Below are 16,570 nucleotides of genomic sequence, written 5' to 3'. Positions count from 1 at the left end.
AAATGCCCGCATGAAGTACGTAGTGTTGTTGCTACTGTTGACAGGTTTATTCGCCTGCGAACAGAAACCCAGGCCCTTATTTACCCGCTTATCGTCGTCCGAAACTGGCGTCCGTTTTGAGAATACGGTTACCGAAAATGATTCGTTTAACCTTGTCGATTATTACTACATATACAATGGCGGTGGCGTGGCCGTTGGCGATCTGAACAACGACAATCTCCCTGATTTGTACTTCACTGGCAACCAAACCGGCGACCGTATTTACCTGAACGTAACGAAACCGGGTTCAGGCAAACCTCAGTTTGAGGACGTAACAGATAAAGCAAATCTGAAGAAAGGCGGCTGGTCGACGGGGGTAACGATGGCTGACGTAAACGCCGATGGACTCTTGGATATTTACGTTTGTAAGTCAGGCAATTATCCAGGCAATCAGCGCAAGAACCAGCTCTATATCAATAAAAGCAACGGTACGTCGCTACGTTTCGAAGAAAGTGGCGAACGCTATGGTCTGGCCGACACGAGTTATACGAATCAGGCCACTTTTCTCGATTACGACAAAGACGGCGACCTCGATTTGTTTTTACTGACCAGCACCAATCTGGTTCGCAATCCGAACCGGGTGACGCCCGTCATTAACGACGGTTCGGGACTAGCTAACGACAAATTATTTCGGAACGATTCGGATGCTTCTGGCCCAAAGTTTACCGACGTAACAAAATCAGCCGGAATTCTGCACGATGGTTTTGGGCTTGGCATTACCGTAGCCGATTTCAATCAGGATGGCTGGGAAGATATTTACGTAGCGAACGACTTTCTGGCGAATGATTTTCTGTATGTCAACCAGAAAAACGGCACATTTTCGGAAGTTGGGAAAAGCTACTTCAAGCACCACAGTCAGTTTTCGATGGGTTGTGATGCGGCCGACATAAACAACGACGGCCTGCCTGATCTGGTTGTTGCCGATATGCTTCCAGCCGATAATGAGCAACGCAAGAAAATGGCGGGACCAGCTAATTATCAGCAATTTGAAAATACGCTGAATCAGGGCTACCATCCACAATTTATGCGCAACATGCTTCAGGTAAACGGCGGAAAAGCGCCTGATGGTCGCATGGTTTTCTCCGAAATTGGTCAGCTGGCGGGTATTCATAGCACCGACTGGAGCTGGTCTCCCCTATTGGTTGATCTGGATAATGACGGCTGGCGTGATCTATTTATCACCAACGGCTACCTGCGCGACATCACGGATTTGGATTTCGTTACGTTCAACAACCAGTTTGCACAGGGAGGCAGCCGCACACCCGAAGAAGTTAATCAATATTTACGGCAGGGAGCCGTAAAAATGCCCAGCATCAAAAAGGCGAATTATTTCTTCCGAAACCGTCACGATCTAACCTTCGGCGATCTCACAGGCACCTGGTCCGATGCCGAACCCTCGCTTTCAAACGGCTCCGCCTATGCCGATCTCGACCGCGACGGCGATCTGGATTTGGTTGTTAATAATATAAATCAGGAAGCGTATATTCTTCAGAATAACACTACTAACACGCACTATCTCCAGCTCAAACTCGAAGGTCCGCCACGTAACGGTTTTGGTTTGGGAACCGACGTAACGCTTTATAGTCAAGGACTTACCCAAACGTATCATCAGACCGTAACCCGTGGTTATCAGTCGGCTAGCGATTATGTAATCCATTTTGGGCTTGGCACCGGCAATCGGGTCGATTCGCTTAAAGTAGTCTGGCCGGATGGCAAAATGCAACTTCTGAAACAGGTTCCCGCCGATACGTTGCTGAACGTAGCGTATGCTCAGGCCACTACGTCTCCTCCAACCAAACCAACCAACGTAGCGCCCCCTACCCTGCTGGCCGACGTAACGAATTCATCAGGCATTCGCTTTACGCATCAGGAAGAGTCGTATCTGGATTATAATCAGGAGCCTTTGCTGCCGCATAAGCTGTCGCAACAAGGGCCGAAACTGGCTTCGGGCGATGTGAACGGCGACGGCCTTGACGACGTATTTATTGGTGGCTCGTTCCGGCATTATGGCAAATTGCTCATCCAGACGCCCGATGGTCGTTTTGTCGAAAAACCTTATACTGACGAAAGCCAGTCAAAAGATGAAGAAGATATTGGCGTATTGCTCTTCGATGCCGACGGTGATAAAGACAACGATCTGTATATCGTAAGCGGCTCCAACGAGTATTACGATGGCTCGGCCTATTATCAAGATCGACTGTATTTGAACGACGGCAAAGGAAAATTTACGCTTGCTGCGGATCGACTACCATCTATTCGCCATAGCGGTTCCTGCGTTATGGCGGTCGATATTGATAAAGACGGCGACCTCGACCTGTTTCGGGGTGGACGATTGCATGCGTTGCAGTATCCGATGCCCGGCAAAAGCTACGTATTACTAAACGAAAATGGGCGTTTCCGCGACGCTACGGATGAAATAGCACCCGCACTACGTAGCATCGGCATGGTTACCGATGCGGTCTGGAGCGATGTTGACCGTGATTCGTGGCCCGATCTGGTTGCGGTTGGTGAACTGATGCCGATTTCTGTATTTAAAAACAATCGCGGGAAGCTTGCTCCGTTGGCAATCGATGCACTGAAAAACACAGAAGGTTTCTGGAACTGCATCCGTGCTGGCGATTTCGATAAAGACGGTGACATGGATTTTGTTATTGGCAATATGGGCCTGAACAGCCGCTATCGAATATCGCCCGAACAACCGATGCGTATCTACGCGGGCGATTTTGATAACAATGGTAGGCTCGACGCCATTGGCTCCTATTATCTAAACGGCGTTGAATACCCGATTGCCTCGCGTGATGAATTGGGCCGCCAGTTGCCTGTTATCAAAAAGAAATTCACCAATTACGCACTTTACGCTAAAGCAACTTTGGCAGATCTGTTATTACCCGATCAACAAAAAAATAGTACGATTCTCCAGGCTTGCCAGCAACAAAGTGTTCTGCTCGAAAACACCAGAAGTGGTTTTAAACTCCATCCGTTACCGATTTTTGCGCAGTGGGCTCCCATTCAGGCGTTGCTTGTCGACGATGTAGACCGGGACGGAAATCTGGACGTACTGGCAGTTGGTAATGCCTATGATGCCGAATCAGTAGCTGGTCAGTACGATGCGCTTACGGGTCTCATTCTCAAAGGTGACGGGAAAGGCAAATTTCAGCCTTTACTATTCCCAAAAACCGGTTTTCTGGCCGACAGCGACAGTAAAAGCATTATTGCGATAGATAACACCACCAACCGATTGTTTTTTGTTTCCGCCAACAAAGGTCCGCTACGTGTATTCCGAGCGGCAAAGAAATAAACTGATAGTTCATTTTTGATCTTGTGATTCTTGTGGTGGCAGGTTCGAAAACCTGCCACCACAAGAATCACAAGATCAAAAATGAGACAGATCGGCTCTGCCATAAAATTATCCATGAAAAGAAAATTTTGCTCCATTCCATTTTGCACTTAAGCCACTTAAATTTGTGTTGAGTTGATACGTATCGTGTTTACAACTGCTTATGCATCTCAAAGTCATCGTCTTTAGTGGAGTCGTTATTGGCACAGGGCTATTCCTGTCGTCGTTTCTTGGATTGTTTGAAGAACGTATCGATTTCAATACGCAGGTTAAACCGCTTCTCAACAAAAACTGCATTGCCTGCCACGGTGGGGTAAAAAAAGCGGGAGGCTTTTCTGTCCTGTTTCGGCACGAAGCACTGGCTCCGGCCAAATCAGGCAAACCGGCCCTTATTCCCGGAGATGCCGATGCCAGTGAAATGATACGTCGGCTCACCCTTACCGACCACGAGGAGCGGATGCCGCTGGAAGCTGAACCACTTAAACCCGAAGACATAGAAACACTCCGGAAATGGGTGGATCAGGGTGCCGAATGGGGTGACCACTGGGCGTACACGCGCATCGAAAAACCTGACGTTCCTAAAATCGGTACGTTCTGGAGTCGTTTGGGATTGGCCAAAAACGATGAACTGAACTGGGCCAAAAATGAAGTTGACCACTTCGTTATCGAAAAACTCAACGAGCAAAAGCTAAAACCATCGCCCGAAGCAGATAAAACAACACTGCTACGTCGTCTCTCGCTCGACCTGACCGGACTTCCACCAACGGAGCAGGAGGTCGCGAATTTTGTGAATGATACGTCGCCGAATGCCTACGAAAAAGTGGTAGATCGGTTACTGGCCTCGTCTGCGTATGGCGAACGCTGGACGGCGCTCTGGCTCGATCTGGCCCGGTATGCCGATTCAAAAGGGTACGAAAAAGATGCCGAACGGAAAATCTGGCGGTACCGCGACTGGGTGATCAAAGCTTTCAATCAGGACAAACCGTATGATCAGTTTGCGGTCGAACAACTGGCTGGTGATTTATTACCAAACCGTACCGACGATAACCTGATTGCCACTGGTTTTCACCGCAATACGATGACCAACGACGAAGGTGGTACGCAGGACGAAGAGTTCCGCACGGCGGCCATCATTGACCGGGTCAATACAACCTGGGATGTGTTTCAGGGCACTACGTTTGCCTGCGTGCAGTGCCATAGCCACCCATACGACCCATTCACGCACGACGAATATTATAAATACCTCGCCTTTTTCAACAACACCCGCGACGAAGACGTACAGAACGATACGCCGATGCTACGTTTCTTTCAGGGTGCCGATTCGGTGAACGTAGCAGAGTTGAAAACGTGGGTAAAAACGCACGCAAGTCGTCCGCAACAGGTGCAGGATTGGGAGAATTTTGTCAGAACAACCGAGCCAAAAATCAATTCACACGACTTCGATCAGTACGTTAATTCATCACTTATTGGTGCGCAATATTATGGGGTGTATCACAAAGGTTCGTCACGTATTAAAAACGTAAATCTAACCGGAGCGAACCGGCTCGTGATGGCAATCGGGACCAAGTCCGATAATGCTACGTTAAACATTCGTCAGGATAGCCCAACAGGGTCAATTATTCTTTCCTTGCCGGTTCCGAAAACGGGAAATCAATGGCGCGATACGATTATGGTTTATGCGTTGCCAAAACTTTCAGGTCGTCACAATGTATATCTAACCCTCGACAATCCAGCGCAGCCGCAGGACTGGACCATGATCAAATGGCTGTCATTCATGCCTGCCCTACCCGGTACGTCGGCAACGGCTTTAAGCGAGCCCGATTACAAGCTTCAGGCCATTCTGAACGTAGACCCCGAAACAACACCCGTTCTGCTTGAAGGTACAGGAGACTTTGCTCGAAAAACACACATTTTCGAACGGGGCAACTGGCTCGTGAAAGGCAAACCGGTATCGCCTGACGTACCCAAATCATTACCCGCCCTATCGACCGACTCAGATGGCAAACCATTGCCAAAAAATCGGCTGGGACTTGCCAAGTGGATGGTCAGCCGCGAACATCCGCTTACGGCGCGGGTTGCTGTGAACCGATTCTGGGAGCAGCTTTTCGGAACTGGTCTGGTCGAAACGGTCGAGGATTTAGGCACGCAGGGCATTTCGCCTACACACCGCGAATTGCTCGATTATCTGGCTACCGAGTTTATAGAAACTGATAAATGGTCGGTGAAACAGTTGCTGAAACGTATCGTTACGTCCGCTACGTATCGCCAGCGTTCAACGGCTTCGCCCGAATTACTGGCACAGGACCCATTCAATCGCTGGCTGGCTCGCGGGCCACGTGTACGACTAACAGCCGAGCAGGTTCGCGATCAGGCGTTGACTGTCAGTGGGTTATTGAGCAAAAAAATGTTTGGACCGAGCGTAATGCCTTCACAACCCGATGGCATCTGGCAATCGCCCTATAGTGGTGAAAGCTGGAAGTTGAGTGATGGCTCAGACCGCTACCGCCGGGCTTTATATACGCACTGGAAACGGACGGCGCCTTACCCGTCGATGCTCACGTTTGACAGTCCAAGTCGGGAATTTTGTCAGATTCGGCGTATCCGTACCAATACACCTTTGCAGGCACTCGTCACGTTGAACGATCCTGTATTTGTCGAATCGGCGCAAACGCTGGCAACATCGATGCAGAAGCAGGGAAAAACGGTTGAACAACAGATTCAGGCCGGTTTTAGGCAGATTATGCAACGTAATGCGAGCCCGAAAAAGCTGGCCGTACTGGTTTGTTTGTACCAGCAATCGGAAGCGTATTACAAACAACATCCTGCCGACGCGCAGACTTTTCTGGATTGCAAAGACCATTCGCCCCAACTTGCCGCGCTGACGGTAACAGCCAATACAATGTTGAATCTGGACGAGGTTATTACGAAAGAGTGATATGAAAAAACTCCTTGAAGAACTTCAGCAGGCAGCCCTGCAACGCGAAACCCGACGGCATTTTCTGCATACCTGCTCCACGGGGCTGGGTGCTATGGCGATGAGTACGGTGCTGGGAAGCTGCGGCTTTTTTGGCGAATCGGAGAAGAAAGGTAGCTCGCTGATTCAGGTGCCGGATGCAGACGATAATTCACCGATGGCAGTACGTTCGGCTCAGTTTGCGGGGAAAGCTAAGCGGGTGATTTACATTCACATGGCCGGTTCACCTTCGCAACTCGAACTGTTCGATTATAAGCCTGAACTCCAGAAATATGACGGTAAAGATTGTCCGCAATCGTTGCTGGAGGGTAAGAAATTCGCCTTTATCCGGGGCGTTCCGAAAATGCTGGGGCCACAAGCGAAATTTGCTCAGCGCGGTCAGTCGGGTGCTTGGATTTCCGATTATTTGCCTCACTTACACCGCGTGGCCGACGAAATTACGTTTCTGAAAGCCATGCACACCGATCAGTTTAACCACGCGCCCGCGCAGTTGCTGATGCACACGGGTTCGGCGCGGCTGGGTCGGCCAAGTATTGGGTCGTGGGTTACGTATGGACTTGGCTCGGAGAATGACAACCTGCCCGGCTATATCGTGCTGGCATCGGGTGGCAAACAGCCCGATGCAGGAAAATCAGTTTGGGGAAGCGGCTTTTTACCATCTGTCTATCAAGGCGTTCAGTGCCGTACGGATGGTGATCCGGTTCTGTTCGTTTCGGACCCCGCTGGTATGCCCCGCGACATTCGCAAAGGTACCATTGACGCCATTTCGGAAATCAATCGCCAACAGTACGACGAGGTAAAAGATCCGGAAGTATTGACACGTATCGCCCAATATGAACTGGCGTTTCGGATGCAGATGTCGGTGCCGGATGCGATGGATATTAAAAAAGAGCCGCAATACATGCTCGATATGTATGGCGTCGACCCGAACCAGGGTTCCTTTGCCCGGAATTGCCTGTTGGCTCGTCGTTTGGTGGAGCGTGGAGTACGTTTCGTGCAACTGTTCGACTGGGGTTGGGATGCGCACGGCACCGATACCAGCACTGCGCTTGATCTTGGTTTCCACGACAAATGTCGCCAGTCAGATCAGGCCGTTTCGGCACTGCTAACCGATTTAAAACAACGCGGTTTGCTGGAAGATACGCTGGTAGTTTGGGGCGGAGAGTTTGGCCGGACGCCCATGCAGGAAAACCGCGATGGTCAAAATCTACCTTTCAAAGGACGCGACCATCACCTCGACGCGTTCACCGTCTGGATGGCGGGGGGTGGCGTAAAACGCGGTTTTTCGTACGGCGAAACTGACGATATTGGCTACTACGGCGTGAAAGACAAAGTACACGTACACGATTTACAGGCTACGATTCTGCACCTGCTTGGGTTCAATCACGAAAAATTAACGTATCAGTTTCAGGGCCGCCCGTTCCGCCTGACCGACGTAGCAGGAAAAATTGTTAAGCCCATTCTGGCGTAGCGTACATACAATCCCAGACGAGCCAAACCCAGACTCTAAAAAAAGTCTGGGTTTGGCGTTTTTACGCTAAAAAAATCACTACGTATCGTTTCGGCTTAGCTACCCTTACCGAATTTCCGATTCAATACGTACTTTTAGGGCTTATACAGTTGACTTTTTCACTACGTATATAGCTAAAAATCGATGAATCATTCTCCTGTTTCTCAACCATCAACCGTTTTCTCTTACCGCAGACCACAATCGCTACGTAGTGTTTCCAGATCACTACGTCTGGGTTTGCTCTGTTGTGGTTTGCTAACTAGTTGCTACGTAGCAGGGCAGTCGCGTTCGGTTCCGGCCGATAGTGTCGACGCGATTGTGCAGAAGCATATACAGGGCAAACATATTCCGGGCGTTTCAATAGCGGTTGTCCAGAAGGGAAACGTAGTGTTGGCCAAAGGATATGGAATAGCTAATTTGGAGCTGAACATAGCAGCTAGTCCGCAGAGTGTCTACGCCATTGCTTCGGTTAGCAAACATCTGATTGCCAGTGGTATTATGATTCTGGCTCAGGAAGGCAAATTGAAACTCGACGACGATATTCACAAATACTACCCCACCGCTCCGTCGACCTGGAACGGTATTACGTTACGTCATCTACTTTCGCATACATCGGGCTTGATCCGTGAATCTCCAGCGTTCGATGCCACCGAGGTAAAACCAGATTCTGTTATAGTGGAAGCGGCATTCCCACTCCCGTTGGTATTCCCTGTTGGTTCTAAATGGCAATATTGCAACGTGGGTTATTTTGCGCTGGCCGATATTATCCGCAAAGTTTCGGGGCAATCCTGGCCATCGTTTATGAAGCAGCGGATTTTTACACCACTGGGCATGAATGCTACCCGAACCACTACGTTAACCGAAGTTGTTCCAAACCGGGTTGATGGCTATAGATGGGAAAAAGATCATTACCACCGAGCTGTGGCGTACCGGGCACTACGTCCGAGTGGTGCGTTTTTATCGACGGTTCAGGATCTGGCAAAATGGGATGCCGCCCTCAATACCGACAAAATCCTGACCGAAGCCAGCAAAAAACAAATGTGGACGCCTATTTCGCTGACCAACGGCACTACGTACCCGTATGGATTTGGCTGGAGAATCGATTCAGTACAGGGAGTTCTGCGGGTTCAGCACACTGGGTCGTTGCCCGGATTTCGTTCTGCATACGCGCGTTTCCCGCAGTCAGGTATTTCAGTTATTGTTCTGACCAATGGCGAGGGCGACGAACCGCTTCAGATGGCTCAGGAAATTGCTACGTTGTATCTGCGTCCGAGTCGATCTAAAACCGTTAGTGGCCGATAAGCGGTCTTTTCATATTTCGTTTATTCTTTGCTTATGATTGCTGTTATCCAGCGTGTTACGGAAGCGTCTGTACGTATCGACAACCAGATTAAAGGACAAATTAACGCCGGATTTATGGTGTTACTAGGGGTTACCCATACCGATACACAGGAAGATGTCGATTGGCTTGGTAAAAAAATTATTGGACTGCGCGTTTTTGGCGACGAGGCTGGGAAAATGAACCTCGACATAAAAGCAGCAGAAGGTAATATCCTGCTGATCAGCCAGTTTACGCTTCATGCTAATACAAAAAAAGGGAATCGCCCTAGCTTTATCGAAGCCGCCCGGCCCGACGTAGCCATTCCGCTATACGAAGCTATGATTAAACTGCTTTCGACGGAGTTGGGAAACCCTATCCAGACGGGCGAATTCGGTGCCGACATGAAAGTGTCGTTGCTAAATGATGGCCCGGTTACGATTATTATCGATTCGAAAAACCGAATTTGATTCTGATTCTGAGTAGCGTCTGACTGTATATTGAGCGGGCTGTGGAACTATTATTAAATTCTACAGCCCGCTGTTATATTTAGCGTAAATTATGAATAACCGGAATTTAGGCCACTGAATAGTCTATTTACTGACTGATAAATAACAAATTACCTTATTTATTATCTATATTCTACATTAGTTATTCAATTAGCGCTGATGGTGCTCCGACACCGGCGACAAGGCCGTCCTTCAATGCCAGTAGTTAGTACGTAGCGGGGCTAATTCTGCCGACTATCGAGTACTTGCTGTAAAATTCGAGCAAACTCTTTATCATTGGGTGGTGCAAAAATATAACTATGCTCGCCCGGCACGTCGTGAACATGAACACCCTTTCGGGCGAAGCTCCGCCAGCCATAATACTCTTTATCCGCTACGTGAAAAGTTTGAATTAAGGCCTTGAAGACGTGAACTTCCAGATCGGCGGGTTTTAACTCGAATTTTGCCAGTGCTACGTCGTTGATCGCTTCAATTTTATACGCTGAATCCAGAATCGCTTCCTGTTGTTGAGAACCGCCAAATCGGGTGTGCCAGTACGTTTCTACTGCTTTGCGAAGCAGAATAGAGCCAAACCGATGATTCCCTTTTGCACGCCAATACTTTTTAATAAGCCGCCGGTCGATAGATTCCAGTTTGTATTTTATGCCTTGCCAGCCGTGTTTTTTCAACAGGGCAATCGTATGCGAAAACTTGTATCCTGATAGCTTAAGGCTATTATATTTCCTGAACCACCAGCCACAATTTGACGATGATTCAAATGCTTCCGCATCAAACAGGGCAACCAGACTTACCTTTTTTCCCTGCTCTACAAGCTGTCGAGCCATTTCGTAAGCAATTACTCCCCCTAGCGAAAACCCACTCAATGAATAGGGCCCATAAGGGTCATGTGCCACAATTTCGGATACATAATGCGCGGCCATCTCTTCAATCGTCTGACAAGGTTCATCTACGTTATTCAGGCCGCGTGCCTGAAGGCCATAAATCGGTTGGTCAGCATGTAGATGTTGTGCAACGGTATTGAATAACAGTACATTCAATCCGGCCCCATGTACAATATAGAGCGGTTTTCGGCTGCCCGTTGGTTTGATTGGAACCAACGATTTCCACGAAATCTGCTTGGCGCCCTGTCGCACAAACAAAGCCAGTTTTCGAACGGTTGGGTACTCAAAAAGCAGCGAAAGCGGTAACCGACGACCCGTAAGTTCGGTCAGTTCTGACATTATTTTCACCGCCGTTAATGAGTGCCCACCGATTTCGAAGAAATTATCGTCGAGAGAAATATGTCTGGTGTGGAGGGCCGCTTTCCATAACGCAAGAATCATCTGCTCTTCGGGCGTACGAGTTTGTATTATTGCATCGTTTTTTTCAACCTCTGTCGGGATGTATGTAGCTGCTGTCAAAGCAGGTAACGCCTGACGATCCAGCTTGCCACTAGCTGTAATCGGCAACTGAGCTAACAGAACAAAATCAGTAGGCACCATATAGTCAGGCAACGACGTAGCAACCAGTTGACGCCAGTTTTGAAGCTCTTCGCCAACGAGCCAAACGTGTCCATGTTCTTCGAAGCGTTTTCCCGGAATAGTGAAATCGACTACGTATGCCACCAGTCGTTGATCGCCGGGTTGATATTCGCGGGCCAGCACAGTAGCCTCTTTAACGGTCGGAAGTTTTAGTATTACTTGCTCAATTTCAGGCAATTCAATACGAAAACCTCGAATTTTCACCTGATGATCGAGACGCCCTTTATAGATAATATCCGGACGTATTGCTCCGCTGCCCGGTACGAAAGCACCCAAATCGCCGGTTCTATAAAGTTTTTCGGGCGTGGCGGAAAAAGGGTTATCAATAAATTTTTCTGCCGTTAATTGGGGTTGATTTAAATACATACCCGATACACCTTCGCCCGCAATGCATATTTCGCCCGATTGCCCTTCCTGAGCTAACTGACCAGTTTCATCCACTAAATAGATACGGGTGTTGGCGATAGGATGACCAATAGTTATAGACTCGTCAGTGGGTAAAATTCGTTTCCCGGTAGCGTAAATGGTGGTTTCGGTGGGGCCGTAAAAATTCCAGAGTTCAGCGCAGCAATTCAGCAACTTTTTGGCAAGATCCATTGGTAAGGCTTCGGCGCAGGAAACAACCCTCAGTCGATTATGGCCCTGCCAGCCAGCAGCCAGGAGCATTCGAAACGTAGCAGGTGTGGTTTGCACGAACGTAATGGAGGGGTCTCGTAGCAACTGGGTGAGCGATTCGGCATTACGTACGGTTGCTGAATCGACTAAAACCAACTCTGCTCCAACCAGAAGGGGCGTATAAATTTCTACGACCGCCAGATCGAAAGCGATCGTTGCCAGTGCAACCGTTTTGTCGGTATGCGTAAGCCCCGGTTCGCGGACAACACTATATACTACGTTCGCGACGCTATGGTGCCGGATAAGCGCACCTTTCGGGCGACCTGTGGTGCCGGATGTGTAGAGAATATAGGCAATATCCTTTCCCACAGGCTCTTGCTTCGGTGACGTAGTGGGAAACTGACTCAAAGTTGGCTCAAGATCTTCGATCAAAAGTTCATGACCAGCCAGTTTCACTTTCCCTTTAAAATCCAACGAGGTTACCAGCAAACGGCAACCGCTATCCTGCAGAATAAATGAGAGACGATCAGCCGGGTGATGTGGGTCAACCGGTACGTAGGTAGCGCCAGCTTTCAGAATGCCCAACATATACGTAAGCATTGCCATCGACCGTTCGATAGCCAGACCAACCCGGTCGCCCGATTGAATGCCCTGGGCACGGAGGCCATGCGCAATCTGGTTCGTCTGTTCATCCAGAGCCTTGTAAGTCAGGCTTTCGGTTAAATAACGAATCGCAATTTTATCGGAAAATCGACTTGCCGTTTCAGACAGCAACGTAGTGAGGGCCTTGTCATGCGGATAGGTTTGGTAGCTTTTTGTATAATCAGGTACGTAGCGCTGTGTCGTCCGGCTCAAAGCAATCCCGATGAAGGACAGTGCTACGTCTGGTTGCTGTATAATCGCCTGAAGAAGAGCCACAAACGATTGGTTAAACTGCGCGATAGTTTCGGGCCGAAACAATTGCTTATTATAAGACCATAACAGACGAAGGGTACCTGTATCGCCAAGAATATTAAGCGATAGTTCGAAATTTTCGTAAGCGCGCGGGTTACTGATCAACTGTTGACGAAGTCCGGCGAAAGCTATGCCTTTTTCCGGCGCACTATCTACATTGAATACAACCGGCACCAACGGAATTCGCGCCGGGTCACGCGGAATAGCTAATTTTTGCAGAAGACTTCCAAATGTAACCTGCTGATGTTCATAAGAATCGAGCAGTTCATCGCGCCGTTGTTGCACCACCGATATAAACGAACGTGTGGCGTCATATTGACTACGTAACGGTAGAAGATGAACGCAATGGCCAACCAAATCATACTGATTGACGGCGAATTGACCAGCAGTGGGCAAGCCGACTACAATTTCTTTTTGACGGGTAAGCTGATGCAGCCATATTTCGAACGCAACAGTCAACGTAGCGGAAAAACTACTTTTTACCTGCAATGCTAACCGCTTTAGAGCCTCAACCGTATCGGTTTCCAGCAAGAAATCTGCACGACAACTTGCATACGTACGTGGTATCGGGCGCGGTACGTCGGTGGGTAAATTGACGACAGGAACGTTTGTGCAAAACTGATTAAGCCAAAACGCTTCACACGTTATATACGTATCACTTCTTACAAATGCCTGCTGATCAAAACTATATTGACTAATCTGGATAGGAAGTGGTAATGAAATGGCATCATTCGCGACGCTGTAGGCCGAATAGAGCTGACCTAATTCCTGAAATAAAACTCCCATCGACCAGCCGTCGCAGATTATGTGATGAGCTGTCAGCGTGAACTGCCAACGCGTATCGCTTACTTTTATTAGCGTTGCTCTGGCTAACGGTCCTGTTTGCAGATCGAATAGAAAATGAGCTTCGTCTTGCGTATGTTCGGCTAAAATCGCGTCCTGTCGGGTAGCATCTGTATCTGAAATATCCTGTAAGCGAATTGGTATGACAAGACTTTCGGCAATGCACATATGCTTTCCGTTCGGACTGAACGTAACACGTAGCGCTTCATGGCGATTTAGTACGTCATTCCAGGCCCGACGAAAAGCATTTTCGTTGAGTTTGCCATCGAAACGAAGAGAGAGCGATTCATTAAATGCCCGATTTGCATCATCTCCGCCTAACTGACAGGCTGTCCAAATTTCTTGTTGCGACTGTGTAACTGGCGCATAGAGTGTCGATTCATTTCCGGCAAACGGATCGAAATCGACCGGCACGTAACTTATCGACAATCCATTGGAAACCATAGTCATAGCACTGGCGTAAAGTATGATGGAATAGAACATAGCCAGCCAATGATACATCCGCTAATAATGCGCTCTATCGTGTGGAAATAGAAAGATTTTTAACCACTATTGTTTATGCTGGTGATTTTAAGACTTTTTTAATGTTGCTCGGTCATATTTATTAATCAATGCCCGGGAGATTACGTATTGCCAAAACAGCGTTTCTGCTGTATCGAAGCAATTTTTACCTGATTTAATACCCGCAAGAAATTGCAAAAATTGATTTAACGGTAAGTTATTGTGAACGAGCCATTTAAGCCTATTTGATACAAAACTTGAGATTCCTCCTATCGTCGAAATGACAAAGAAAACTACATAAAGTTACCCATAATTCACGCTAACTATACCTTAGCCTTCAGCTCCGACAGCAGGATATTGTCAGGAACAACTACTCACTACGTTACTTATATTTATTCGCCCAAATCAATCTGTACTGCTTCCAGTTTACCCAGATTTTCTTCGTTCTTTTCGTCGGCAAATCGTTGAATCTTACGGCAGTCCTTTTCACCCGAAAACTGCTTTGTCCCGGTTCCACCGGTGAGGGTCGGGTGGCGGTGGTGGTTTGCCAGATCTATCTTTCCCATAGCAGTCAGCAAAAACGCTAAGATATGGGTGTCGCCAATTATACCCGTACTATGTTTATGTTCGCACTTGGTGGATTTAGTATAAAGATCGACGTGTTTCGGATGGTAAGCACCGCGCCAGCGGATAAGGTCACAGCAAAGCTGGTCGTCAATGTACCAACGGCTGGACCTGCGGCTCCATAGGAGATTGGAAGCCCATCTAAATAAGCCCCGGCAGTTAACTGAAAGGGATAGCCCGTATTTATTGTATAGGTGATGATATACGTGCCTGATCTGGCAAAGGTGAACGTACTGCTCCCATTACCTATAGTTATGCCTCCTGTAACATTTTGATTGTTTGGGAAAGAATAATCTGAGTTAGGGAAAACATTTTGAAAGGCTGACCCCGCTGCAAATGCAGAAACGGGAGCTGTTGCCTCGATAAGTGCCGCAATAGACGCACTCAGCGGGGCAGTAGCTGAAGCAACGGCGGCATTGACCGTTGAAATCACTTCATCTTCTGTAATTAACCGTTTCCAGCTTCCTTGCTTAAACAGATAGTATCCGCTGGTCCCTCCTGTCTGATAAACCATAAGTCCTTCAGCAGGAGAGGGAACATCGTTAGTACTGGCTACTCTAGGCGGCAGGAATCCCTTTGTTGTTGACGTAACATCCAGCATGGCACTAGACGCGGGCGTTTCGGTACCAATACCCACCTGTGCCAGAAGTTGAGTACTGAAGAGGAACAAATATATAGAGAGCAGTAATTGTTTACTCATAATAGAAAAGATAAAATTTACGTATAGCAATATTATGATAATCAAATGATAATATAATTGATTGTTACTGAAAGGCAACAAAAAACGCCAAACCCAACTGAAGAGACGATAGTTGGGGGAAATTTTACGGTCAAAATGAGACACTACCTAAATTCGTCTCGTTTGGTTGCGTTCCCACTTTGCCAATTCGATAGATTCTGTTTTGGTAAAGGTAGTAGTTGACCAGGCGATTTATACGGTTTAAATGCGTCAAGGATGGGGGCGATTAAGAAAACGTAGAATGGAACGTAGCAAAGAACTGGATCAGGAATGTATTATAAGTAGTCGATTCTAGCCTTTTTTACGTACTAGACACGTAATTTCGACGTTCGTTAGCTAAAAACTCACTAATTTTACCTAAACCAGCCCATTCGTTACTCCTTTTCCACCACAATAAAGGACGTAACAATTACTCATCGAATGGATTTTTTGCCTGTCGACATAGCCACATACGCAGAAGCACACACCTCACCCGAAAGTGATCTGCTACGTAGTCTTAATAGAAATACCCACGCACATGTTATGGCTCCGCGTATGCTGTCGGGGCATTTGCAGGGTCGTTTGCTGGCCATGCTATCATGCATGATTCGCCCCCGGCGCATTCTAGAAATTGGTACGTATACTGGTTATTCAGCCCTTTGCCTAGCCGAAGGCTTGACCGACGACGGCTTGCTGATAACCATCGATCAGAATGAAGAACTCGAATCATTCGCCCGGTCTTACTGGCAGCAATCTCCGCTGGGCTCTAAAATCGATTTCCGGCTTGGAGTAGCTGCCGATATCATACCAACACTTGACGAATTCTTTGATCTGGTATTTATTGATGCCGACAAACGGAACAATCCGCTCTATTTTGAGCTGATAGTTGACAAATTACGACCTGGAGGTTTTATTCTGGCCGATAACGTATTATGGAGTGGCAAGGTTGTTGAGAGTGTTAAACCGTCGGATCTGGATACGCAGTCTGTTCAGGCATTTAACCAGCAAGTTCTTAACGACCCACGCGTGGAAAATGTGCTGTTGCCCGTTCGAGACGGGATTATGATGATCCGCAAACGTTAACGTACGACTGACCCAAAACAAACCG

At 47.9% G+C, this 16,570-nt stretch carries 9 protein-coding genes; 6 read left to right on the top strand and 3 right to left on the bottom strand.

Going from position 1 to position 16,570, the window contains the following annotated elements:
* The first annotated feature begins 10 nt into the window (after window positions 1-10).
* The 5 genes from ACYVD4_RS12435 to dtd all read left to right on the top strand — a co-directional run bounded on the left by ACYVD4_RS12435 (window position 11) and on the right by dtd (window position 9,648).
* Window positions 11-3,337 carry a VCBS repeat-containing protein gene (locus tag ACYVD4_RS12435; protein ID WP_460945975.1) on the top strand — a complete coding sequence of 1,109 codons (3,327 nt, stop codon included), beginning with the start codon at window positions 11-13 and terminating at the stop codon, window positions 3,335-3,337.
* 202 nt (window positions 3,338-3,539) lie between these two features.
* A complete protein-coding gene (locus ACYVD4_RS12430; RefSeq protein WP_460945973.1) occupies window positions 3,540-6,311 on the top strand; it encodes a DUF1553 domain-containing protein in 2,772 nt (923 codons plus the stop codon).
* Between the two features lies 1 nt (window position 6,312).
* Complete coding sequence (locus ACYVD4_RS12425) at window positions 6,313-7,821, top strand: DUF1501 domain-containing protein (RefSeq protein WP_460945971.1); 1,509 nt, start codon at window positions 6,313-6,315, stop codon at window positions 7,819-7,821.
* 183 nt (window positions 7,822-8,004) lie between these two features.
* On the top strand, window positions 8,005-9,162 hold the full coding sequence (locus ACYVD4_RS12420) for a serine hydrolase domain-containing protein (RefSeq protein ID WP_460945969.1): 1,158 nt from the start codon (window positions 8,005-8,007) through the stop codon (window positions 9,160-9,162).
* Between the two features lie 33 nt (window positions 9,163-9,195).
* Window positions 9,196-9,648, top strand: coding sequence for a D-aminoacyl-tRNA deacylase (gene dtd, locus ACYVD4_RS12415; protein WP_460945967.1), 453 nt, complete (start codon window positions 9,196-9,198; stop codon window positions 9,646-9,648).
* A gap of 260 nt (window positions 9,649-9,908) precedes the next feature.
* Here dtd and ACYVD4_RS12410 read toward each other — a convergent pair whose 3' ends face one another.
* The 3 genes from ACYVD4_RS12410 to ACYVD4_RS12400 all read right to left on the bottom strand — a co-directional run bounded on the left by ACYVD4_RS12410 (window position 9,909) and on the right by ACYVD4_RS12400 (window position 15,444).
* Window positions 9,909-14,102, bottom strand: coding sequence for a non-ribosomal peptide synthetase (locus ACYVD4_RS12410; protein ID WP_460945965.1), 4,194 nt, complete (start codon window positions 14,100-14,102; stop codon window positions 9,909-9,911).
* 410 nt (window positions 14,103-14,512) lie between these two features.
* Window positions 14,513-14,686, bottom strand: coding sequence for a hypothetical protein (locus tag ACYVD4_RS12405; protein ID WP_460945963.1), 174 nt, complete (start codon window positions 14,684-14,686; stop codon window positions 14,513-14,515).
* Window positions 14,687-14,724: 38 nt separating this feature from the next.
* Window positions 14,725-15,444 (bottom strand): BclA C-terminal domain-containing protein, encoded by a 720-nt coding sequence (locus tag ACYVD4_RS12400; protein ID WP_460945961.1) that lies wholly within the window; start codon window positions 15,442-15,444, stop codon window positions 14,725-14,727.
* A 459-nt stretch (window positions 15,445-15,903) separates the two neighbouring features.
* Between ACYVD4_RS12400 and ACYVD4_RS12395 the strand changes: the two genes are divergently transcribed.
* Window positions 15,904-16,545 (top strand): O-methyltransferase, encoded by a 642-nt coding sequence (locus tag ACYVD4_RS12395; RefSeq protein WP_460945958.1) that lies wholly within the window; start codon window positions 15,904-15,906, stop codon window positions 16,543-16,545.
* The last annotated feature ends 25 nt before the right edge of the window (window positions 16,546-16,570 follow it).

Source organism: Spirosoma daeguense (assembly GCF_054776875.1).
This window is presented reverse-complemented; position numbering and strand designations above follow the sequence as displayed.

What these genes read in the sequence shown, in the direction of transcription:
- ACYVD4_RS12425 (WP_460945971.1), top strand. Translation starts at nt 6,313, where the DNA reads ATGAAAAAACTCCTTGAAGAACTTCAGCAGGCAGCCCTGCAACGCGAA.
- ACYVD4_RS12395 (WP_460945958.1), top strand. Translation starts at nt 15,904, where the DNA reads ATGGATTTTTTGCCTGTCGACATAGCCACATACGCAGAAGCACACACC.
- ACYVD4_RS12420 (WP_460945969.1), top strand. Translation starts at nt 8,005, where the DNA reads ATGAATCATTCTCCTGTTTCTCAACCATCAACCGTTTTCTCTTACCGC.
- ACYVD4_RS12405 (WP_460945963.1), bottom strand. Translation starts at nt 14,686, where the DNA reads ATGGGAAAGATAGATCTGGCAAACCACCACCGCCACCCGACCCTCACC.
- ACYVD4_RS12430 (WP_460945973.1), top strand. Translation starts at nt 3,540, where the DNA reads ATGCATCTCAAAGTCATCGTCTTTAGTGGAGTCGTTATTGGCACAGGG.
- ACYVD4_RS12435 (WP_460945975.1), top strand. Translation starts at nt 11, where the DNA reads ATGAAGTACGTAGTGTTGTTGCTACTGTTGACAGGTTTATTCGCCTGC.
- dtd (WP_460945967.1), top strand. Translation starts at nt 9,196, where the DNA reads ATGATTGCTGTTATCCAGCGTGTTACGGAAGCGTCTGTACGTATCGAC.
- ACYVD4_RS12410 (WP_460945965.1), bottom strand. Translation starts at nt 14,102, where the DNA reads ATGTTCTATTCCATCATACTTTACGCCAGTGCTATGACTATGGTTTCC.
- ACYVD4_RS12400 (WP_460945961.1), bottom strand. Translation starts at nt 15,444, where the DNA reads ATGAGTAAACAATTACTGCTCTCTATATATTTGTTCCTCTTCAGTACT.